This window comes from Pseudobdellovibrionaceae bacterium, from assembly GCA_020635075.1.
Lineage (GTDB): Bacteria > Bdellovibrionota > Bdellovibrionia > Bdellovibrionales > UBA1609 > JADZEO01.
In genome coordinates this window covers 1,934,894-1,958,661 of the sequence record JACKAM010000001.1, presented here as the reverse complement: position 1 = coordinate 1,958,661, position 23,768 = coordinate 1,934,894, and the positions used below count along the sequence as shown (strand labels likewise).

The following is a 23,768-nucleotide window of genomic DNA, read 5'->3' as shown; positions in this document are numbered from 1 at the left end:
ACGTCCCCCTTTTGGTTAATTTCCCTTCTGCATTCATCATAACGCGGCCTGGTGAAATCACAAAATTAAAATCCAAAAAATTGTGAACATAAAATTTGTCGATTGCTAATAAAAATAAGTAAATACAAATATTTAAGATAAGATATGTAGTGTTTTGGTATGTATCAATTAGATTTTATGTGAACAGTTCTGCCTCGTTTTGGATCGATTTGGTGTCCAGGCTGGGCCGCAAATAAATGGCCTTGAGGTCCCGCCCTGCAATTCCGATTCAAAATTAGGCGAGTCCATCTATACAATGGATGGCTCGCTATTGGTCGAGCAACTTAGGCAGGGGATTTTGCAACCGTGACCGGACAGCACTCATCATTCGTCATTACGCTCGGGGGCATTTCGCTCTTTATGCTGGGTATGACCTTGGCTAGCGACAATCTGCAAAAGCTCGCCGCCAATCGCATTCGCGATCTTCTCGTTACTTTGTCGCGCAAACCGATCTTTGGTCTCTTGGTGGGGATTCTGATGACCTTGGTTATTCAGAGTTCTGGGGCGGTGATCTCCATGCTTGTGGGCTTGGGATCCGCCGGCGTGTTTTCCCTGACTCAGGTCATGGGAGTTATTCTTGGCGTGACCATTGGAACGACGTTTACCGTTCAACTTCTGAGTTTGAATGTAGCTCAGTTTGGACTGCCAATATTTGCCATTGCCTTTATGTTTTACTTTATGGCCCGCAAGCGGGTTTTTAAACAGATCATGGCCGTCATTATGGGTTTCGGGCTGATCTTTTGGGGCCTTGACCTCATTGGTGTGGGGACGAACGCCCTGCGCGATGTTGGTATGTTTGCCAATTTTTTGTCTCAGCTGAAGGCCAACCCCTTTTACACCATTGTCATTACCGCCATCTTTACGGCTCTGGTTCATAGTAGCGCAGTAACCATTGGTTTCGCCATGACACTTGCGATGTCAGGGCAGATTGATTTGGTGGATTCAGTCTATTGGGTCTACGGTGCCAACATTGGTACCACGGCCACCCCTTTAATGGCTGCCGTTGGCGGAAATCATGTCGGGCGGCAAGTGGCCTGGGCTCACTGTATTTACAAAATCGTATCGGTCCTCATTTTTATGCCCCTAACCCCCTACCTGGCAGATTTAGTGAGTTCGACAAACATTCAGCGGGATGTGGCCAATGTTCACACGGCCTTCAACGTGGCAGCCTCTGCTCTGTTTTTCCCCTTTATCAACTATGGGGCAAAACTGATTGAAAAGATCTTTCCCCCAAAGGATCAGGAAAAGGAGTTCTCGGTCAAGTACTTGGAGCGTGGAAGTCACCAAAGTCCCAGTGTGGTCGCTGCCCATGCCGAACGCGAAGTTCTGCGCATGGCCGACATTGTCCTGAGTATGGTTCGGGATTCAATAGAGATATTAAAGGATGAAAATCCGGACCTAGAGGAGTCCATCAAAGAGAGAGATGACCGGGTGGATCTGCTCAATCGGGAGATCAACCTGTTTTTGGCTCGCCACATGGAAGAGGCCGATCCAACTAACCAAAGGCGAATGATGAGGATCATCTATTTTGGGGCTGACCTGGAAAGTGCCGCCGACGTGATCGACAACAATATTCTGGATTTGGCCCGCAAAAAGCACGCCCTTAAGCTCGGCTTTAGCAAGGAGGGGCGGGAAGATCTTATGGTCCTCCACCGTGAGGTCCTCAAGGTGGCGGAAATGTCAGTGAGCTGCTTTCAAGTCTCCGATATGGAGCTGGGATCAAAGGTGATTTTCCACAAGCGTGAGGTCCGTAAGTTAGAGAAACAACTCCGGGAATCCCACATAGAACGCCTCGTCAAAGGTAAGGCTGAAACCATCAACACGAGCTCCATCCACCTGGATGTCCTGAGTGACTATCGTCGGGTGGTCGGCCTCATGTCCAACCACGTCTATGGCCTGCTCAAGGAAAATGACCCCTACAACATCCTGCCGCGCCGCTGACTTTGGCCCGAATTCACCCGGGGGGTGCTATTTGCTTTGACCCCCAAGGGCTTCCATATTATCAATATTACTGGAGAATACTTAAGATTCCGGAGCCTGGGAGAAGCCGTGGACGACACAGCCAAGACAACTTATGAAGTGCTGATAGCCGGCCTGCCCATGAAGCTCCGTTCTTCACATGATGAAGAAACGGTCGCAAAACTTGTGGCCCTAGTGGATGAGAAGGTGAAAGAAGCTCTAGAAGTTCATTCAAGTGTGTCTTTTCAGAATGCACTTTTACTCGCTTCCCTGCATCTTGCCGAGGATTTGATTTTACTCAAACGTGCGGCAAACAACGAATTATCCGGACTCGAATCCCGAGCTAAGGAAATCCTCACCAATCTTGAGTCTTCTCCATTAACCCAGACCGGGTTGGATCACTAATCGAGTGAGAGGACGGAGAAGATTGCAATGAACCTTGGCCCAACACCTGAAATGAAAATTCGCCTGGAGCTATTGGCTTCCGGTATGGCCAAGATCTAAAGACCCATTGCCTAGTCGCGATCCGACGCAAGGTCGGCCGGCTCTTCAAAGCATTTCACCCATTGGTTGGTACAGCTCGGCTCGCCAAGTGCGAGGCGGAAATGTTGGACGCGACCGAGTCTCAAAAGAAAAAGGCTCTTCGTCAGGAGTTCCTGGCCAAGAGAAAGAGCTTTGTTCATGCCCACCACTCGAACCTGAGTCAACTTCATCAGGATGTGGCGGAGCAGCTGAACTTTTTAACTCCCAGTCATTCTGGCTTGGCGGCAGCTTATTCGGCTCTACCGGACGAACTTGATCCGGATCCTTTTGTTTCCCAAAAATCCAATTGGCAATTTGCATTCCCTAAAGTGGAGGGGAGTGAGCTTTCCTTTTGGGTGCCAGACTCGGCCGAGGCCTTCACCTCGGGAGCCTTTGGGATTCGCGAGCCTGATACGGCCCGGAGTCGTCAGGTGAATATTGGGGATTGTGATGTGGTGCTAGTTCCCGGAGTGGTTTTTGACCAGAAGGGTGGCCGCATCGGTTATGGAAGAGGGTTTTACGATCGGGCTTTGCGGGGAAGCAAAGTTCTGAAGATTGGTATTGGCTATTCTGTACAGCTTGCGGTCCAGGATCTACCTCTGGAAAAAGAGGATGTTCGCATGGACTGGGTTGTGACGGAGAATTTTTCGCTACAAACGGATCGAACGGCACCGGCCCAGGATTGACCGGTGAGCGGAGAAAGGAATTTGAACAATGGGAACTGAAGTGATCATTACCGGCCTGGTGAGTCTGGTATTGGGATTGGTTGGCGGCGCAGGAGTGCTGATTGTGTTTCAACGGGTGACCGGAGAAAACAAGATCAAGGCTTCTGAGGAAGAGGCTGGCAAGATCCTTAATCGCGCTAAAGGGCAGGCGGCCAAGATTGACCGTGAGGCCAAAGGCAAGGCTAAGGACTTTGAGTCCCGCGCCCGACGCAATGTTGAGGGTGACATCAAGAAGCAAAAGCAAAAACTGGAATCTGCTGAGCAGAAGCTGAAGGAAAAAGAGGGGCGTTTGGAGGGGGACTTCAAGAAGAAGGAAGATACTCTTCAGCAGAAGCTCAATTCCTTGGAGCAGCGAAGTGATCGCATTAAGATTGCTGAAGTGAGGATTCAAGAGCTGGAACAAAAGGCCGAGCAGGAAATCCAGGGTCTCAAGAATAAGCTGGAGTCTGTGGCTAATATGACAGCCGATCAGGCGCGAGATGAATTGCGCAAAGCTATGGAAGAAGAAGTACGGCAAAACCTTGCAGGGGAACTTCAGTCCATTGAGGACGAGATGCGCGCCAAGGCGGATCGCAACGCCAAAAGAATTCTGTCGGTTGCGGTGTCGCGGTTTGCTGGCGAAATGGCCGCTGAACGAACGGTGGCCACTGTTCCACTGACAAGTGATGAAATGAAGGGAAAGATCATTGGCCGCGAAGGGCGCAACATTCGCGCTCTGGAAGCCGCCTGTGGAGTGGATCTGATTATCGACGAGACTCCTGAGGCAGTGGTGATCTCAAGCTTTGATGCTGTTCGCCGCGAGGTGGCCCGTCAGGCTCTGCTGAAGCTGATGGAAGATGGTCGGGTGCATCCGGCGCGAATCGAAGAAGTGGTGGATAAGGTGAAGAGTGAGTTGTTTGCATCGATCAAAGAAGAGGGTGAGAAGGCCTGCTTTGATTTAGGTGTCCACGGTGTTCACCCAAGTGTCATGAATCTGCTGGGTAGTCTTAAGTACCGCCACTCGGAAACGCAAAATCTGCTGAAGCATAGTGTGGAGGTGGCGACTCTAGCCGGTATGATGGCTGCTGAAATCGGCTATGATGAAAAGCTGGCCCGGCGTGCAGGTCTTTTGCACGATATCGGTAAAGCCATTGACCACACCGTTGATGGTAGTCATGCCCTTGTGGGAGCTGAGTACGCCAAACGCCATGGTGAGAAAGACCCTGTCTGTCATGCTATTCGCGCCCATCATGATGAAGAGAAGCCAGAAACCATTCTCGCTCATCTGGTTCAGGCGGCCAATAACCTTTCTAAAGCGCGCCCTGGTGCTCGTCGTGGCATGATGGAGAACTACATCCGTCGTCTGGAAGACTTGGAGTCTATTGGCAATAGCTTTGACGGAGTATCCCGTACTTTTGCCATTCAATCCGGCAAAGAAATCCGCGTGTTGGTCGACAGCTCAAAGGTGACAGATGAGCAGTCCATCATGTTGAGTCGTGATATTGCCCGCAAGATTGAGCGTGAGTTGAATTATCCCGGACAAGTAAAGGTCACTGTTGTCCGAGAAACTAGAATGGTGGAACACGCTAGGTAGAGGAAGGCGCGATATGGCAAAGTTTGAACTCACACCTGAAGAGCAGCTGCGCGAACTCAAAAAGGGCGTCGTGGACTTTATTTCCGAAGAGGAAATGCTCAAGAAGCTCAAAAAGAGCTACGAATCAGGAAAGCCTCTGCATATTAAGACAGGCTTTGATCCCTCCCGCCCCGACCTGCACATTGGTCATACTGTTGTAATGAACAAGATGAAGCAGTTTCAGGACCTGGGCCATGAGGTGATCTTTTTGATTGGCGATTTCACCGCCATGATTGGCGATCCCACCGGCAAGAATGAGACTCGTCCGGCCCTGACAGTTGAAGAAGTGCGGCTCAACGCTGAGACCTATGCCCGTCAGGTTTTCAAGATATTAGATCCGGAAAAGACAGTGGTGGACTACAATTCCAGATGGATGGGTAAGTTCTCGGCTTCGGACTTTATTCGTCTCTCCAGCCAGTACACTGTGGCCAGGATGTTGGAGCGGGATGACTTTTCCAAGCGATACCAGGCTCAAGAGAGTATTTGTATCCATGAGTTCCTTTATCCATTGGTGCAGGGTTATGACTCGGTGGCTTTAAAGGCCGATGTGGAGTTGGGTGGGACAGATCAAAAGTTCAATCTTTTGGTCGGTCGCGACCTTCAAAAACACTATGGTGTTGAACCCCAGTGCATTTTGACCATGCCCATCCTGGAAGGATTGGACGGAGTGCAAAAGATGTCCAAGAGCCTGGATAACTATATTGGAGTCGAGGAAAGTCCTCGGGACATGTTTGGCAAGACCATGAAGGTGTCGGATGAATTGATGATCCGTTACTATGAGCTGCTGACTGATATGTCGACCGGCGAACTGGAGTCTCTCAGAAGTGATTTGGCCAGTGGTAAACGGCACCCGCGAGACACCAAGGTTCAGTTGGGACATATGTTGGTTAACAGATTTCACGGAATTGAGGCTGCTGATAATGCCATAGAAGAGTTCAACCGCATCTTCGTAGACAAGGGACTTCCGGATGAAATGCCCGAGTTTGAGGTGGCGGCCAGTGATGATGTGTGGATTTGTCATCTCGTTAAAGAAGCAGGATTGGCAAAGTCCACCAGTGAAGCTCGCCGATTGGTGCAAGGGCGGGCCATTGAGTGGGCTGGCTCTAAAGTGGAAGATGAGCAGCTTAAACTCAAGCTCAAGGCTGGCGAGGAGGTGATCCTTAAAGCTGGCAAAAAGAAATTTATTAAAGTTCGGGTGACAAAGTGAAAGTGAAGTTCTTACCCCAGGAGATTGAACTGGAAATCGAGCCCAATCAGACGGTTCTGGATTTGGCTCAAAAGAACGGGATATTTATCAAGACTGTCTGCAATGGAGTTCCTAATTGTGCCGAGTGCCGAGTCAAGTTGGTAGAAGGTGAGCACAATGTTCTTCCTCCATCGAGTAAGGAATTGACCTTGATTGGTTCTGGACACTTTATCGATCGCAGACGGCTGTCCTGCCAGCTCTACTGCTTTGGTGACATCACCATCGACGTTTCTGAGCAGGTCAAAAAGGAGACCGAAGGGCCGCCAGGCTCGCGACGTTTTCAAGTGGAGTTGCGCAATGAGGGTATTGTATCCAAGGCCGTCACGGGCAACTTGATTCAACAAGATCATGACTTGGTTGAAGTGGTCACATCGGATGTGGACCAGGGGGATAGTCGGCCTCAACGCGGCGGGGGGCCTCCTGGAGGCCCCAGATCTGAAGCTCTTTTGGATCTAGGCCAAGGCGGTGGCTCCAAAGGTGGCGGACGATCTGGCAAGCGGGGTCGTGATGGTCGCCGCCGCAATCGAGACGGTCGTGGTCCTTCCAACCAGCAAAGGCAAGCCAGCTCCGGAGGTGGAGGCCAACAGGGAGGTGGAGGCTCTCAGAATTCAGAAAACCAGGGTGGAAACGCCCAGGGTAAATGGGGCAATCGTCCTCGTCGTCGCCGCCGCCGTCAGTAAGGTCCCACCAATTTATTCGCTCGCTCCATAATGAGAAAGGCCTTCGGTCTCCTCTGCCGATCAGTTACCATTGTATTGAGACAGAGTGGTACGTTGGCAGGTGAAGAAAATGTCCATTAGGCGGATCAGAGATGTGGAGCTGCGTTACACCCTTGAGGGCGAGGGGCCGTTGACCGTTTTTCTCCATGGTTTTGGTGGGAGTCCGGGGGATTGGCGATCTGTAGCCGAAGACCTTAAGGATGGTCGGAGACTCATTGTAAACATCAAATCTCTCTTTTCCCATCAGGAGCCCATTTCTTTTTCCCATCAAGTGGATTTATTGTGTGAGTTTTTGCGCGAATTCGTCTCACCTGAAGAAGCCATTCGTTTGGTTGGTTCGTCTTATGGAGCAACCCTCACTTTCGGAATTCAGGCTCGGTTGGGCAACAAAGTGAGCCATCATGTCTTAATCAATCCCATGCCTTTGGATCCTTTGAAAGAGCTTAGGAATCCATTGCTCAGGTGGTTGTTTTTTATTTATCGCCTCCCAACAGGAGTCTTTACTTTTGCTCTGACCCCTTTTGGTCGCAGTTATCTTGAGGCTTTAGGACGCCTTTTTCACATGGGACTGGGGACGCGAAAAAAGATCCGTCGCTTCAATCACCGCAAATGGCGCCTCATCCGCCATGCTATTCATCGCTTTTTGTGGATTGCCCGCACTGAGGATTGGGAATCTTGGAAATCGGTCTCTGTGGAAATGAAACCCACCTGCTGGGTAATTTTCGGCAGCCAGGATTTTCTCTTTACTGAAGATACCTACAGGCGGACGGCCGTTCACTTTGGTAGCAACCAATTCGTGCCCGTTCCTGGTGGGGGACACGAGCTCATCCTCAGTCGCCCCAAGCTCATTTCCGAGACTCTTGAAAGGCTTTGGGCGATGCCCTAAAGGGCTGAGATTAGGGACAAATTTTGGCTAGATGGGAGGGTAAATGGCTTCAGGGGGGCCTCTCTGAACATCTGAATTGAGTTCAGATGGTATGCTCTTGGCAAGAGCCAATCGGGTTCACCGAATTGGAGGCTCCATGGCAGCTAGATCCCCGTTTGCTCGCATTTTGCTCATTCTCCTCATGACCGCAATGTCCGAGAGTTCTTGGGCAGGGGCGGAGTTTTACTTTTTCACCGATCAAGGGTTGGTGGACTCCATTAGTCAGCACTTACCAAGGGTCGATCAGCAGGTGGGGCCGGCATTTCGCACCAATCAGGTGTTAGATATTGGTTTCGATCCTGATCGAAATGTAGAATTTGATTTTCGTAAGAAGGCCATTTTTGTCGGGAGCTTGAACCTCCCCTCACTCACTCATGAATACGGTCATTTTCTGTTGGACCAATATTTGCTCCGCCATTCTCTCGACTGGCGTTATGTGTGGCTGAGATTAAAACACTTTAAGGTGGATTTGGCGACAATCTCAACTCAACTGAAGCAAAAACAGGCGGATATTGAAGATGCACTTGCCGATTTTGGCAAAGAGCCTGAGAAAAACAGGGATATCCTGATTCGAGCCCGGCGAACTTTGGATCAAACCTTGGCGGATCTGGCGGAGCTTTCAGTAGTGACTCCTATGGACGAGGAAATTGCTCCTCATTTTGGCAGTGGCAACCACTTCTTTTCTGCGATTGCCCCCTATCATGAACTGTTCTCTGACTTTTTGGGGGCCTTGGTTATGGGAAGTTGGTCCATCATGGAAGAGACCTCAAGGAAGCTTCGGATTGAAAAGGGAGACCGCCTGCAGGTGCCAGAGGGAGGAACGGAAGAAGAGATTTTCAAGAACCGAACTTTCCACAAGAACCTGAAATTTGACAATTATTCCTTCCAGGAGTGGCAAAGCGAAAACGATTACACCCAGTTTCCTATCGTGAGATCCTATCTTCGCTCTCTTATAGAAGAACGACAAATCCCCCATAGTCTGGTTCTTGAGGTCCTGGCCGGGGCGATTGGGGATGAGTTTCGAGAAATTGCTCAAGGGAGAATGGACGTCGAAATTATTGGGCTTAAGGAAAAAAATCAGTCCTTGATTGATAGGATCGAGCGACGACTTGGGCAGTCGGCAAAGGATTAGTCCGACCTAATGCGAATCTTTTTTTTGGCAATTCTTTTCAGCTTTCTGTCGAGTCTTTGTACTCAGTCAATCCTGGCTCAGCAAGCTGAGGTGGTTGATGTGGTGTGGGATTTGGACTGGACTTTGCTCTATGCCGTGGAGAAACCCATTCTTGGTGATCGCCATGGAACTTACATTCATACCCAAGAGGGCTACTTTCGTGTCGCCGATTGGGCGGGTCAGGTCTTACAGTTTTTGGACAAGCATCCCGGTTTCCGTCAGTCCTTTTATTCCGGAGCTAGCGAAGGACGATTGATGGAGGCCATGGAGCAGATCCGCCTGCCGGATGGGCGCAGGGCTGTGGACATCGCCTTTAGAATCAAGTCCAAGGCGGACTTGGTGTCTGTACCAGATGCCCCAGAAGAAGCCCGCTTTCCGGATAGATTCAAAAAGGACATGGTCCGCATAGATCCCATCATCAATTTGTTGCGGACAATAATGGTGGACGACATCTATCGCTTTCTTCCTCATGCGCAGGAAAAAAACATGCTGTGGCTTCAGGAGACCTTCGACTTTGTGAATTCGGCGGCTGAGTTAGGTAAAGGGGAGTTTCAGCCTCCTAGTAGCAGGCACTGGAGTTTGGAGAGAAACAAACTCTTGTGGGTCCTAGGTGTGCTAATGACGGCCTTAGAAAAAGCCCCGCGTGGGGATTATATTGATGCGGTCGAAACAGTGGAAAGAGCTGATGGCCGGGAAGTCATCTCTCGCTACGCCAATAAATCGTTACCTCTATATATTAAGGGCCTGATACTTTTGCGTGATGCGGGATTGGATGCGCCCTCCGTTCCGCTACCAAAAGCCGGCTGCCGCGTGGTTCTTTGACCAGGGATAAGAAAATATTTGCTTGATTCCTGAAATCACCTACTCCTTTGACACCTGTCATTTGTGTCGTCGTCTGCCGGGGATCTCGCCAGTTGATTCCTGGCATCGACCTTGCTGTAGACATGACTACGGTGTGGAATATGAGAAACGCTGTCACCTGCCTGGGTTGGGGATCAGCGAGATGCAGTTGGGAAATTCAAGCAACATCGAAACAATTTGATTGATCCCCTTTTTCCAATTCCAAATTAGGAAGGGAGAAGGGTAAATGTGCGACAAAAACTTGCCGCTTGAGGAGAGTCCTCAGGCAGGGCCGACGCTTGCGGAGCGCTGGCCCTTACAGTCGAAGACCACACGACTGGTTATCTTTGTTCTGTGGTTTTCACTGTTAATGTTGGCGGTTATCGGTGCCACGAGCTGCGACAAGGTGGACTTCAATCGCAGCCGCGAAGTCGAAATCTTTTATCATCAATATAATGCTGAATCAGTTGATGTTCTGTTTGTCTTAGATGATTCCTGCTCCATGAAGACAATTCTTGCTAATGTGGAAGCGGGTATTCTCTCCCTGTCGTCCGTGGAGTTCCCTGACAACACAAAGATGGGTGTGACCTATATGTCTCCGGCCCAAATGGTGGGAGACCAGATCCAATTTGATAAACCCTATACCCAATACTCAATTGGAGTTCCAGGATTTCTCAATCTCGTGAATCTTTCAAGGGTAGCGAGTTACATGAGTCTTGATGTAAGCGCTTATGATCCCGACGAAAATGGTAAACAGAACTTCCCGGTCGAGGTCTGTGCTCAAAGTTGGTTTGATCCCCAGCAAAAAAGTGGCTCGGGCCAAGCCTGCCTTTCAGGTGCCATGCAGACTCCTCTCTACTGTACCGGGGTCGAAGAAGGGGTTTGGAGTCTTTATCAGTTGATCGAAAATTATAATCGGCAACACCTGGCTTTATTCCGACCCGAATCGTTGGTGCTGATATTGTTTGTTTCGGACACTCACGCGCCAGGTGTTGCCAACTATTATGGCAAGACCAACAACCCATCAAGCCCCTTAAGTTTGGCTGAGATCACTAACAAGATTAAGGAAAACAGTCCGGGGATTGCTTCCGTCAAGTTTAGTGGCGTGGTACCGGTGCCCAAGGTGGGAGACCGGCATTTGGATGGTTTAAAGGTGGTCGGCGGCATTCCCAAGTCTGATGAAGAAGCCTATATTAATTCTGAGGGGTTTAACGACTACGCCTACCTTCCACTGATCCGCGAAACAGGTGGTGTGGCTGTTCATGCCAAGCGCGACGACTGGTCAGCGGCGATGAAGGAGCTGGTCCAGGATGCTCGTGTGATTTCTAATTTAACCTTAAAGTTGTCTTCGGCGGTGGAGAGAGTCACCAATGTGTGGGTTGATGGCGTGGGATTGGGTGAGTTAGACTTTCGGTTGGAACCGGACCATCAGACTCTTTACCTACTGCGTGATCTCTCTCCACGCCAACTTCATGAAATCAAGGTGGAGTATTTTCCCTTTTAGGGAGGTGCGGTAAGAACTTAAAAGTTCCTGGAGCTTTCCATCGGCTGTTGATAGACTGGGTTCATGGAAAGCCTTAAGACCGAGATCAAACGAGTGAACGGTTACTTAAAAGAGTTCGTTACTTTTTTTGATGCTTCGGGAAAGCCCATCTCCCAAGTGGTCAATCCCTTGATGGTGGAGCTTAAGCCGAGGGACGTTTTGCAGATTTTTGTGGGCGCCTTGCTGATTGCCTCGCCACTTTGTTTTACCGAAGAGGTGTGGAATTTAAGCGTCGATCTTAAGCAATTCAATGTAATTCTTTTGTCAGGTTTTTCAGTCATCACAGTGACTATGTTTATCTATTTGAATTTTTATCGCTTTCGACTTAAAGGTAACGTGATTGAGTTTGTTAAGCGCGTGGCCGCGACTTATCTCATCACCCTGTTTAGTGTGGCATTGATTCTCTTGTTGATCGACAAACTGCCTTTTTTGGATCACCCAGAAGTGGCCCTCAGACGGGTGCTCATTATCGGCTTCCCCTCGGTCTTTGCCGCCACCATCAGCGACTATATGAAATAAGAATCAAACCCCAAATGAGGAGCCACAGCCGCAGGTTTTGGTGGCGTTGGGATTGGAAAAAACAAAGCCCTGGCCGTTGAGGCCTCCTTCGTAGTCGAGAGTCATGCCGATCAAGTACAAAAGACTTTGGCCATCCACCACCACTTTTTCATTGTGGTTTTCAAAGACCTTGTCTCCGTCTTGGGAAGTGTCATCAAACTTCAACTCATAAGAAAAGCCGGAACAGCCGCCTTTTTTGACAAAAACCCTGAGCATGGACTCAGGTGAAGCCCCTTCTTCACTACGAAGTTGGCCAATTTTTTTTGCAGCAGTTTCAGTCAAAGAAATCATGGTCCCAGTCTCTCCCGTCACAATTGAAATACGCCCTATTATAGCACATATTACTTAGGGGTGGGGAGTCCCTTAATTGATGGTCATCTCACGATTTTTGCGCGCCATGACGATCACCTTGGTGGCTGCAATTTCAATGTCTTTTTCGGTGGTTAGACGTCCCAATCCAAACCGTAGGGTGGAGCGGGCCAGCTCGTCACCGTGACCCAAGGCCTTCAGCACATGACTGGGGATGGGAGAACCAGAGGTACAGGCAGAGCTGGAACTCAAGGCTAATCCACTTAGCCCTAATGCGAACATATCTGAAGAAAGATCCTTCAAGCTAAAGCTTGCATTGTTGCACAGGCGTTCCGAGGGGTGACCATTGAGAGAGGCATTGGGAACTTCCGACAAGACCAGTTGGATCAGTCGATCGCGCAGTTGAGTCAGACGTTGTTTTTCCACCTCAAGATCCTGCATGGCGAACTCAGCAGCGGCTCCCATGCCGACAATTCCCGGGACATTCAGTGTTCCGGGTCGCAGGCTGGATTCTTGAGATCCACCTGTCATGATTGGAATCAACTCCACTGTGGGGTTTTCCGAGCGCACATAAAGAACGCCAATGCCCTTTGGTCCGTAGATCTTGTGCCCGGAAATACTAAGCAGATCGATGCTCATGCTCTCCACATCCAAAGCCACTTTGCCAAAGGATTGGGCACAGTCGGTGTGAAACAAGATATCTTGGCTTTTTGCCCAGGTGCCAATTTCGCTGATCGGATTGATGGTGCCGATCTCATTGTTCGCCATCATCACCGAAATCAAGCGAGTGTTGGGTTTGACGGCCTTTTGGATTGCAGCCAGTGAGACCTGGCCATACTTGTCCGCTTCCACAATGGTCAGTTCAGCCCCAAAGCGTTTGACCGCCAATTGGCAAACTTCCAAGACCGCTTTGTGCTCAATATTCGTGGTGACCAAATGGGGCGGCTTCCCATTGGCCTTCATGGCCACACCAAGAATGGCTAGGTTGTTGCTTTCGGTCGCACCACTGGTGAAATAGATCTCTTTTGATTTTGCGCCAATCGCCTTGGCCATTTGTTTGCGGGCTTTGTCCACCGCCATCTTGGCCGCCCAACCGTAGGGGTGGCTCAGACTGGAAGAGTTGCCAAACTCCTCACAAAAGTAGGGTTTCATCTGCTCAAATATCTCAGGTAGCAGGGGAGTGGTGGCATTGTAGTCAAAATAGATCGGCTTTTCCATGGTCCGGCTTTCGTTACTCTCTGATGTGTGAATTGGCTTTAAGTCCAAGTTCCTGGTCTAAGAGGGAAAATTCAACTAAAGAAGCAATATGTCATTGAGGACTTCCGGTGGCAAACAATACAATGGGATTTTGGGGAGTGAATGGGGCAAAACGGAATGAAATTTCAGCGGAGGTGGACCCAAGCCGGCCCGGGCCCCTATGAGGGAATCCCCTGGGTTCCTCGCAAATGCGTGATTCTCAATCAGGACGGTCAGGAGATTTTTGTCCAAGAGGATGTGGAAGCGCCCTCCTTTTGGAGTCAAAGTGCTCTCGATATTGCCGCTTCAAAATACTTTCGCCGCCAAGATGTGCCAGGCCCTAAGGGGCGTGAGACCTCCCTGCGCCAGCTCATTGATCGGGTGATGCTTACCATTGCGGAGCAAGGGGAACAGCAGGGTGTCTTTGCCGCGGTGGCGGATCAGCACACCTTTCTTGATGAACTTCGCTACTTGTTGATTCGCCAGTACGCCGCATTTAACAGTCCGGTGTGGTTTAACTGCGGGCTCTTTGCCCGTTACAAAATCCAAGGTGATATGACCGGGTGGCGGTGGGATGAGGATAATTACCAAGTCGTCAAAACCAAAGGGGCTTATGAGTACCCCCAGTGCTCAGCTTGTTTTATTCTCAAGATTGAGGACAACCTGACCAGTATCTTTGAGCTGGCTCTCAAAGAAGCCCGCATTTTTAAATTTGGCTCCGGCAGTGGAACCAACTTTTCTCCGCTCAGAGGAAAACAAGAAAATATCTCGGGCGGGGGGCACAGCTCAGGCCTATTGGCCTTTCTCGAAGTCTTGGACAAAGGAGCGGCCGCCACCAAATCGGGTGGGATCACTCGTCGGGCCGCCAAGATGGTCTGCCTGGATATGGATCATCCCGAAGTTCTAGATTTTATTAACTGGAAGTATCGGGAAGAGGAAAAAGCCCGAGTGTTAATGAAGGCGGGATATTCGGGCGGCATCGACGGTGAGATCCTGCGCACCATCAGTGGACAAAACTCCAACAACAGTCTGCGCATTCCCGATGAGTTCATGGAGGCTGTTCTTGCCAGCGGTGAGTGGACGACGAAGGCCCGCACCAGTGGTAAAGACATTCAAACCTATCAGGCGCAAACTCTGTGGCAGGCTATTTTGGAATCCATTTGGCACTGTGCTGATCCCGGTCTGCAGTTTGAGTCAGCCATCCAAAGGGCGCACACATGTCGTTCCAGTGGTCCTATTCGCGCCAGCAATCCCTGCTCTGAGTTTATGTTCTTAGACGATACGGCCTGCAATTTGGCATCCCTCAATCTTGCTCGATTCTTGAATGAATCCACCGGCGAATTTGATTTAACCTCTTTTCGCCGGGCCATTCGCCTGTTGGTGACAGCCCAAGAGGTTTTGGTTTCTTATTCGAGCTACCCCACGGAAGATGTGGCAGTGAACAGTCATCGCTTTAGACCATTAGGGCTTGGCTTTGCCAATTTGGGAGGTCTTCTTTTGCGCATGGGACTTCCCTATGATTCCCAAGTGGGCCGCGCCTGGGCCGCAGGTCTCAGTGCCTGGATGCAAGCAGAAGCGCTTAAAACCAGTTGCGAGTTAGCACAAATAAAAGGCTCCTTTGCGGCATACAAAGCTAATCATGAGTCCTACGAACTGGTGTTGGCTCAGCAACATGCCAGTGCCCAGCGATTAGTAGAGTCACCCGGGTTTCCCGAAGAACTCAAAGGTGATCTGGTGCAGATCTACCAACAGGCCATGGACGACGGTAAAGTTCACGGGTTCCGTCACGCTCAACTTACTGCCATTGCGCCTACAGGAACCATTGGCCTTTTTATGGACTGTGAAACCACCGGGATTGAGCCGGAGTTCGCTCTCGTCAAAAACAAAAAGATGGCCGGTGGTGGAGTGGTGACTCAAGTCAACAGTGCAGTCGATGCGGCTCTTAAGCGGCTGGGATACGGCCCCGACATTCGCGAAGAGTTGCTTCAGTACGTGATTCAGCATGGTCACTTGGAAGGGGCTCCTCATCTCAAGCCCGAACACCTACCCGTATTTGACTGTGCGGTTCCCACTGGCAAAGCCAAGCGCACCATCCGTCCTGAAGCCCATCTTGAAGTGATGGCCGAAGTTCAGCCCTTTGTGAGTGGTGCTATTTCCAAAACAATTAATCTCCCGGAGTCCGCCACCACCAAGGACATTGGTGAGTTGCTCATCAAGGCCTGGCAGATGGGACTTAAATCTATTTCCATTTACCGTGATGGCAGTAAACTCGTGCAGCCGTTAAGCGTGGCCAAAAAAGATCAGAATGGATCGACGTTGAAGTGTTCACATTGTGGGCATGAGGCTTTGGTGCAGGGGGGGTGTTTTAGGTGTCCCAATTGTGGCCATGCCGACGCCTGCAACTGAGAGGACTGGTGAAAAAGGCCCGCCTACTGCGTTGAATGGACTTTCTCTCGCTCCAATGTACACATGAGCACACCTCCGCTCGCTCAAGTCCATTCGCCTTGTTTTCGGACCTTTTTGACCAGTCCTCTAGCTTCATTCGAGGAAGAGGCCTCCGCCTCGTATCTGGACCCTTTTGAGCGGCCTCATGTTTGGATATCTACTGCGTTGAATGGACTTTCTCTCGCTCCAATGGACAAGTTTTTTCAGTAACCCGTGTTCCGTAATCCGTAATCCGTAAACGTTTCCGTGCCGGTTTCCGTTTATGTGGACGGCACCGTTTACAGGGACGGAGACGGTAAACTGTCACGGCACCGTGAACGGGTTACTGGTTACGGGTTACGCGAACGAAAGTTCTCTCCGTTGTTGCGTTCGTTGGTCCACTTTTTCCGTAACCAGTAAACCGTAACCTGTTAGCGTTTCTGCGACAGTTCCCGTGTCCGGGCCGTGATCCGTTTTCCTTTGTTGCAGTGGTTGGCCCACCATTTTCCGTAACCCGTGATCTGAATCCCGTAAACGTTTCCGTGTGTGTGTCGGTTTACAGTCACGGATTCGGAGGCTGTCACTGTCACGTTTACTGGTTACGGGTAACGTTCACAGGACTTGTTCCTTTGTCGCAGTGGTTGGCCCACCTTGGGGTGATGGCCAACACACTTTACAAAGGAAGTTAAAATGACTCAGAAGAAATGCGAATACAGATTTAGATCATTGGATTTGGCGGTGGAGTTTTGCCAGCAGGTAAAGCTGTTGAAGACGCCGATTCATCTGCGGGATCAGGTGCTCCGGGCATCTTCATCCGTTGCGCTGAATCTCGCCGAAGGGAGTGGCAAGCCAAGTCCAAAAGACAAGCGGCGGTTTTACTCGATTGCCCTTGGTTCTCTTCGGGAATGTCAGGCAATTTTGAGAATCGAAGGGATCGAAGATCTCAAGCTTCTTGATCTTGCCGATCATCTAGGGGCCTCGATCTACAAGCTCACCCTCGCAACATAGCGAGGGTATTATCCTGGCTTGGACCCGAAAAAGAGTGATCTCAATCAAAGTTGGCCAGGAATTCTGGCCCTGAAGAAAACAGCATGTTCCAAGTCTGAAACACTCTTATGAATAATCCTTAATTTTCCACCAAAGCCTGAACCAATGCGGATTTTCTCGATTTTCCCTCCTTGATTTTGGCCTCTAAGTCCTTGATTTGCACGACCCTCGTTTTGGCGGGTGATAGGTCAACAAGGTTTGTTAGGTTATCATCAAGTCTTCACAAAATAAGAACGACTTCCCGTGTTTTAAAGTGGCACGTTGACGGGATAAAAAGGGAGAAGTCATGGCGTTTGGAGTTGAGAGAGCTTGCGGTCGTAGCAGTAGTTGGTGGTTTGTTGTTACTTCAATTACTTTCAGAGCCTTTTTTGTGCTCTTGGCTTTTGGGTTCTTTGGGCCAGAGGTTTCCTACGCCAAGATGGGCCACTGGTTTAAGCATGGCCCATCGGTCGTTCAGCCACCTAGTGATTCGCATAACCAAGAGGCACCGGAAGATCTCGATCTCGTCTGGGGCCCTGAAACTTTCCATGGCCGCATCTTCAAGCCTCACACTCAAACGCAAAGCCTTGATCTAGCCAGGGGGGGGGTATCTCCTTGTTATTGAAAACGGTCTTCCGGTTGAATTAGGTTCTTGTCCGAAAGAGCGAAGCTTAGTTTCGCTTGTTTGCCGAATCAAACAAGGGCTTGCAGCCTTTAAAACTCTGTTTACACGCGTTCACGCGGGCCATGTGTGGCTCAATCAGAATTTGATCCTAACTCCGGGAAGTCTCAACATCACCACTCAGGAAGTTCGAATCCCAATTGACCTCACTGAGGATAAATCCACTTTGTCTTTAAAGCTTAAAGGCTTTCCAGGCTCATTCGTAAAAGTGAGCATTTATGGCGAAGGCTCTAATCAGCCTCCTATTTTAAACCTAACCTGGAGTTCCGATCAGCCTCTTGAAGACGAAGTGGTGCTCTTTGATGCCATGGCTTCTACCGATCCTGACGGGTCGGTGAGTGAGGTGCATTTTGACTGGGGTGACAATACTTCAAGCACGGGATTTGTGGCCGAGCACTCGTGGCAAGTGGCAGGAGTTTATGTCGTGACCGTGACGGTTACCGACAACGATGGGGCGCAGATTTCGGTACCGATTGAGTTTACTGTGCTGCCAAAACCAAAACCCCCAAGTGACGGCGGAGGCCTCTTTTATGTGACCAAATCAGACGGTCTACCGGTCAGGGTTCATCTCAGTACAAGCTTTCCTATTGTAGATGAAGACAGCGAGATAGTGAGCTACACATGGGCATTTGGCACAGGAAAAACTCTGACTCTTTATCCCCATGAGACCGATTCTTATGCCACTATTGAACACTTTTATCTTGAGGCTGGTGATTATTCCGTCAGCCTTACGATCACCGACAGTCAAGGGTTGACGACTAAGACTTCACGGACGATCAGCCTTGAGGACAATCATCTTCCCGTCCCTCACTTTTCCGTCAGCCAAGTGGCCGAGGGCAGCGGGGTAAGGGTCACCTTTGATGGCAGTCAAAGCTACGACCCCAATGGCGACGAAATCCGTTTTAGATGGCGATTCGGGGACAACACTCCTGAAGTCATTGGTACGGATCAAGGTGTTGTGAGCCACGTTTACTTTCAGCCAGGGGAGTATCTTGTACGCTTGCGGCTCAGAGACTCTAAGCTTGGCCGGAGTGAGGTCTTTGCCAGGATTCAGGTAGGTGGCTCAAGTAACTTGGCCCCCATTGGTGTGTTGACGTCCTCGCCGCTTTTAGGTCCTGCCCCTCACGGAGTGACCTTTGATGCCAGTCAGTCCTTTGATTTGGACGGGTCTATTTCTCATGTGGAATGGAACTTTGGCGACCATTTGTCGGTGATTAATGAAGCTATGGGTTTAACTGCTCATCACACGTACAAATCTCCGGGAGCCTATTATGGCAGTGTGACGGTCATCGACAATGAGGGTAAATCGTCCACTCAGTATTTTGAAGTGTTTGTTCCTTTCGAAGAGGGCTCCGTTCCGCCTGTTCTTTTAAGTATCTATGATTTTGGTAAAAACAGTGTGGAGTTTGACGGGTCAAACACCAAGCTTCCCATCCTTGGGCAACTGCAGAACTTCTTTTGGTATTTCGGCGATTCCACATTCGAAAGGGGCAGGTTTCAGTGGCACACCTATCCTGGAAGTGGTGAATATGAAGTGGTGCTCCATGCCTTTGATGTCCTGGGAAATCGCTTTTATGCCAAATCAACCATTCAGGTCTCAGGCGAAGGCAGTGAATCACTCATTGCAACTTTTGAGCAAAATGGCACATCAATGAACCTTGGTGAGGCCGTTCAATTTGATAGCCAAAGTTCAGTCGTTCCGTCAGCTGGTCCCATCGAAGCCATTTGGGATTTTAATGACGGCAGGGTGTTGCGGGGTGATTGGGAGAATCTCAAACAAGTGAGTCATACCTATCAGGCCAATGGGAGCTACAAGCCCACGTTGACTCTGACCACCGCCCTGGGCCAAACGGCCATCGCCTACGGCATGGTTCATGTGGTTTCAGGGGTTCAGCCCGTAGCCGTCATTGAAGCCTCGGCCCGCGTTGGCCGCGTTCCTTTTATGGTCACCTTAGACAGCTCCAAGTCCTATGATCCTGATGGAGAAATCAGCCGGACGATCTGGCACTTTCCAAATGGGGGATTTAGTCTTTCACCCATTGCGACCTACACCATTTCAGATCCGGGAAAGTATTTTATTGAGCTATTGGTCGAGGACAACCAGGGGAACATGAACTCCCAGTGGATGGAGTTTGTGGCCTTTTCTGAGGACGTGCCCCCAGGGAACTTGCCACCCGTGGCTCAAATTTCCCCGGTTGGTGATTTTATTGAAGCGCCGGGAACCTATTATCTCGATGCCCTAGGCTCTCATGATCCCGACGGGGAGATAGCTCTTTACGAATGGAGATGGAAGGGGCAAGTCCTTCAAGGCTCAGGTCCTTACATAAACTTAAGCCAGGAGTTTCCCTATCTCGATGATTTGATCTTAACGGTCTATGACAACCATGGGGCATCGAGTACGGCCTCACAGAGAATTCTCTTTCTGCAAAGGCCTGATCCACCAAACAGTGACTTTATGGTGAAAGGCCCCTGGGGAAGCGAGCTTGGTCTAGCAAGCGAGCAGGACGGGGCCCATGAGCTGGGAGATCTGACAACAAGGCTGATCTTCGAGGCCTTGTTAGACCCCGGCCAAGGAAACTTTGAGTGGAAAGTCAACGACCTGCCGGTGGGGACAACACGGGAACTCAATTACCTATTCTCCCGCCCCGGGACACACACGGTGAGTCTTGTTGCCACTCATAATGGTCAGCCATTGCCTACTCAAGCCTACCAAGTGGAAGTTCCCGTTGAGGCCTGCGTGAATGATCTTGAGGGCAACATGTGTCTTTTGGCCTTTGAAGCCCCACAAAACAAACTCCCCAAATCTGCTCAGATGTTGACAGTCTTTGAGGGGACGGGGCAACTGCAGTTTAACCAAAGCCTGCAAGATCTTAGAGTTGAACTCCTCTATGATGAGTCCTTGGATCAGGACCCCGTTGACCTCACAGCACAAATGCTTGTGACTCCCATTGGACAGATTCAACTTCAGGCCCAGACCATTCGGGATCTGGTTACATCTACACAAAAGCCCTTTCGCATTTACGTCAGTGCTGATCTTGGCGAAGGTATTGTTGGACATGGATTCACAGCACCGATCACCTTGGCCTCATCCGTCACGTTTACCTCAGGAGCGACAGATCTTAGTTTTACTCTGGCCCACGAAAACCTCAGCCGAACCACCCACACGATTGGCTCTAGTCAATCGGTTGTGATCGAAGATCTGGAGCCTGGAAAGTACCTTGTCGTCGGAGAATCAAGCTATGGCTACATTCACGGGGGCTTTGAGGTTTCGCCCGATTCGAGTATTGAAGTAAAGTTACTTCCATCAAGCCCAGACAACTTGTACTGGAGTGTTCAGATTCAGAGCCAGGGCCTGATGATGATGTCGGCCCAGCGGGGTTATTGGGATCCGCCGCCACTTCCGCCATTAGGACTTGATCCAGAAGTGTTTTCGCCCTACGCCACGCCCTTTTGGTCGACCAGCCCTCACCAGCCCGTGCGGCTGACGAAGAACTCTCCCAGAAGTATCCATTGCACAGCGGTTGATCGAGCCTGGAATCTAGAGGAAAGGCAAAAAATAGCTCGGGCAAAGCAACTGAGTTATGAGTTGAGTCTGGAGGTGTATAACTGGAGCCAGAAAGAATACCAGGCCTATACTGATGCGCAGACAAAATATGGAGAATGCGTTCTTCTCCCTCCTGGCACAGAGGGGTACGAAGTCTGTATGTCGGATTACTATGCCCTCGTTGATGTTTCTCGGGGTTATGCTGAAAAGGTGGCGGAATTGACAAGGAGAGCTGAGAACCTGTCTAAGCCTCTCGGCTATCCCGTCGATCCCTATTTGGGGGATACTTCCAATTTACCTCCGATTAAAATTCCTGACGACACACCGATTTCAAGTGTTTCTATTGTGGTTTTTGTCGATTACATGAAAACAGTAGGGGGTGTTCTAAAGCGGGTTGACGGAATTGCCGTTCCCTTCAAAATCTATCCTCAGACAATGCGGGCCGTTGACTCAGAATATCCAATTTTTAAATCGTTGCCCTTGCCTTTGCAGATATTCACCGCAATTCAATCCTATGACGAGGTCGTCATTTCGAGAGTTGATTTCAGAGCTCCAGGGCCTAACGCCACTACTCTTTACGCTGGGTGTGCCTACGATCAAGAGGCAGAGCCCTTTATTGCTGGGGTTGCGAGTGGTATGGTCAACAACGATTATGCCAAAGGGATTTTAAATTACCCGCCCACCCACTTTTTGCCGATGTCTGTTGATGCGCAAGCGACTGGCATCTTCAGAAATCCCTATAACTCCTACAGTCCTAAGCGACCATGGAGTGTGTCATTTCGCATCGTACCTAGTCCCGCGAGCCACTCCATCTTCCTTGATCGAGCGCGAATTCTCGACAAGTGGGGGGCTGTTTTGGATGAGAGGACCAATTTTCGGCAGAATTATTATTCAAGTTTTACCTACTACAATCCAGCGGACGTTTTCTTAGAGATTAACAAGATTGAGGAAATCTTTGGCAGTAATTTCGTCCAAAACGCCGCACAGGGAAACATCGATCTGGTGTTTGAATTATCGGGTAAGCGCATTGGCTTAGGGGGTCAGGAGATAGGGGGCTTCTCAGCCAAACGAACGATACAGGTAACGCCTCTTTATGACGGCAAACGCCTTGCGGTTCCCATGTACGGCAACACAGTCTCCATGTTTGCTCAGAAGAATTTGTACAGTCTGATTGAAACCCTTCATAGGAATTTTAACACGACTCTGGCAGAAGACCTTAGGTTGCCTGATAACCTTGGAACCTATCCGAGCTTGAGTTCAACTGGGGTGGCGCCTACATCCATGTCCCTCCACGCTAACGATGCGGGTCTGCCGTTTGGGGGGAAGTTCCCTCCTCACAAAGAGCACCATCGAGGAGACGCTTTAGATATCAAGTTCTTTGGAGGCTTTTATCTTTATGATGCGACCTGTCCCCGCGATGAGGGGTTTCCTGGAGTTGGCCAATTTTTAATACCAAGCAATGAGGTCACTGAGGATGCGCCCTATTACATACCTGGACTAAGGGGTGCATTCGACGATGCGTGTACGAAAGTGTTCTCCCGATCTGAAAGGGTGGATGGAATTCTAAAGCTATTAGACGTAGTTGACTATTTGGAGTGGAGACAGCGCTGCAGATCCCATGGTGAGACATCTGTCCAGTGTGTGGGTTCAAAACCCACCCGGCAGATGACAAGGTTTGCTAAATGGGTTTTAATTAATAGGAAGGCCTTTGATTGGTTGACGAAGAATACGGATGGCTTTGATTATTTGATGTCGTCAGGCCAAGGGGCGACGTGGAATTTTCCTGGGATTGAGGATGTGATGACGAATCCGAGTCAAGTGCAGAGAGATCGATATTCGAGGTGGCACATGACAGCTTTGGTTTTCGGGACGTGGCCGGATGGTGAGCCGATCTTGGGGCCAGATGAGGTGGAGATTGGGGAGTGTCGGCATGGTGAAATCAACGACAAAGAACTAGACTGCGATCTTACATCAATCCGACTGTTTAACCGGACAGATCACTTAGGGCACTTCCACGTCCTACCCAAGGAGGCGAAGAGCAAATGAGAAAGATGATTCAGGCATGTCAGTTAGTGGTTTATATTATGCTCGTAGGACTGGTAGCTGAGGGAGCCGATCAAGACGGGTTAATCGAGAAATTCCGGGTTTTTAATAGGGATTTTTTGTCGGGAAAGCTCTCTGCAGATAGTGTTGAAGTTAAAGAGGGAGGAATCCGTCGATTCGTATTAAGGTTTCTGCAAAAAATGGATTTCCAACATCGAGAGACCAAATTAGTATTTTGTAAAGATTCGATAGTAGAGTTCTACGGTTCTCAGATTTCTGAAATCAACACCAAATCCCCCGGCTGTAAGGTGGGAGATTATGAGGCGGCGGCGGGGACGACGATTACGTTTTCAGCAGGCCAGTCCAACTTTTTGACGTCGATTGTGACGGCGAAGCCGGTCAAGGCACGTGGCCGAGAGTGGCCAGCAAACTCAAAGCTGCTATTCTATTTTAAGGATGGCGGAGATATTTTTGTGTATGCAGTGGTTTTGGGGGAAGATTTGAAGGGAACTCCTTATAAAAAAGGTGACAAGGTCTATATTGGATCAATCATGGAGGAAGACGACAAGATGTCGGATGAGTTGTCATTGTCGGGAGAAGATCCGACTTGTTAGCGAGCCCTGTTTCAACGACCGCCCCCTCATC

At 49.8% G+C, this 23,768-nt stretch carries 17 protein-coding genes; 15 read left to right on the top strand and 2 right to left on the bottom strand.

Annotated features, from left to right (window positions below):
* Positions 1–345 precede the first annotated feature (345 nt).
* From H6624_08500 to H6624_08450, 11 genes are all read left to right on the top strand, one after another.
* Positions 346–1,980 (top strand): Na/Pi cotransporter family protein, encoded by a 1,635-nt coding sequence (locus H6624_08500; protein ID MCB9084372.1) that lies wholly within the window; start codon positions 346–348, stop codon positions 1,978–1,980.
* A 159-nt stretch (positions 1,981–2,139) separates the two neighbouring features.
* Positions 2,140–2,403 carry a cell division protein ZapA gene (zapA, locus tag H6624_08495; protein MCB9084371.1) on the top strand — a complete coding sequence of 88 codons (264 nt, stop codon included), beginning with the start codon at positions 2,140–2,142 and terminating at the stop codon, positions 2,401–2,403.
* 200 nt (positions 2,404–2,603) lie between these two features.
* A complete protein-coding gene (locus H6624_08490) occupies positions 2,604–3,206 on the top strand; it encodes a 5-formyltetrahydrofolate cyclo-ligase (protein ID MCB9084370.1) in 603 nt (200 codons plus the stop codon).
* Positions 3,207–3,252: 46 nt separating this feature from the next.
* Complete coding sequence (rny, locus tag H6624_08485) at positions 3,253–4,818, top strand: ribonuclease Y (GenBank protein ID MCB9084369.1); 1,566 nt, start codon at positions 3,253–3,255, stop codon at positions 4,816–4,818.
* 13 nt (positions 4,819–4,831) lie between these two features.
* A complete protein-coding gene (locus H6624_08480; GenBank protein MCB9084368.1) occupies positions 4,832–6,064 on the top strand; it encodes a tyrosine--tRNA ligase in 1,233 nt (410 codons plus the stop codon).
* Positions 6,061–6,783 (top strand): (2Fe-2S)-binding protein, encoded by a 723-nt coding sequence (locus tag H6624_08475; GenBank protein ID MCB9084367.1) that lies wholly within the window; start codon positions 6,061–6,063, stop codon positions 6,781–6,783. The genes H6624_08480 and H6624_08475 overlap by 4 nt, the downstream gene beginning before the upstream one ends.
* 109 nt (positions 6,784–6,892) lie before the next feature.
* Positions 6,893–7,708, top strand: coding sequence for an alpha/beta hydrolase (locus tag H6624_08470; protein ID MCB9084366.1), 816 nt, complete (start codon positions 6,893–6,895; stop codon positions 7,706–7,708).
* 136 nt (positions 7,709–7,844) lie between these two features.
* Positions 7,845–8,879, top strand: a complete 1,035-nt coding sequence (locus H6624_08465; protein ID MCB9084365.1) for a hypothetical protein — start codon at positions 7,845–7,847, stop codon at positions 8,877–8,879.
* A 9-nt stretch (positions 8,880–8,888) separates the two neighbouring features.
* Positions 8,889–9,740, top strand: a complete 852-nt coding sequence (locus H6624_08460) for a hypothetical protein (GenBank protein MCB9084364.1) — start codon at positions 8,889–8,891, stop codon at positions 9,738–9,740.
* 265 nt (positions 9,741–10,005) lie between these two features.
* Positions 10,006–11,262 (top strand): hypothetical protein, encoded by a 1,257-nt coding sequence (locus H6624_08455; GenBank protein ID MCB9084363.1) that lies wholly within the window; start codon positions 10,006–10,008, stop codon positions 11,260–11,262.
* A gap of 63 nt (positions 11,263–11,325) precedes the next feature.
* Positions 11,326–11,820, top strand: a complete 495-nt coding sequence (locus H6624_08450) for a DUF2391 family protein (protein ID MCB9084362.1) — start codon at positions 11,326–11,328, stop codon at positions 11,818–11,820.
* A 3-nt stretch (positions 11,821–11,823) separates the two neighbouring features.
* Here the strand turns inward: H6624_08450 and erpA are convergent, their stop codons facing one another.
* Entirely contained in the window at positions 11,824–12,150 is a 327-nt protein-coding gene (gene erpA, locus H6624_08445; GenBank protein MCB9084361.1) for an iron-sulfur cluster insertion protein ErpA, read from the bottom strand.
* A 72-nt stretch (positions 12,151–12,222) separates the two neighbouring features.
* Complete coding sequence (locus tag H6624_08440; GenBank protein MCB9084360.1) at positions 12,223–13,386, bottom strand: cysteine desulfurase; 1,164 nt, start codon at positions 13,384–13,386, stop codon at positions 12,223–12,225.
* 156 nt (positions 13,387–13,542) lie between these two features.
* Here H6624_08440 and H6624_08435 point away from each other — a divergent pair, with 156 nt between their 5' ends.
* From H6624_08435 to H6624_08420, 4 genes are all read left to right on the top strand, one after another.
* The gene (locus tag H6624_08435) at positions 13,543–15,810 is read left to right on the top strand and encodes a vitamin B12-dependent ribonucleotide reductase (GenBank protein MCB9084359.1); all 2,268 of its coding nucleotides are present in this window, start codon (positions 13,543–13,545) and stop codon (positions 15,808–15,810) included.
* 708 nt (positions 15,811–16,518) lie between these two features.
* Positions 16,519–16,836: a four helix bundle protein gene (locus H6624_08430; protein ID MCB9084358.1), complete on the top strand. Its 318-nt coding sequence runs from the start codon at positions 16,519–16,521 to the stop codon at positions 16,834–16,836.
* Positions 16,837–17,603: 767 nt separating this feature from the next.
* A complete protein-coding gene (locus H6624_08425) occupies positions 17,604–23,126 on the top strand; it encodes a PKD domain-containing protein (protein ID MCB9084357.1) in 5,523 nt (1,840 codons plus the stop codon).
* Complete coding sequence (locus tag H6624_08420; GenBank protein MCB9084356.1) at positions 23,123–23,737, top strand: hypothetical protein; 615 nt, start codon at positions 23,123–23,125, stop codon at positions 23,735–23,737. Before H6624_08425 ends, H6624_08420 begins: the two co-directional genes overlap by 4 nt.
* Positions 23,738–23,768: the final 31 nt, after the last annotated feature.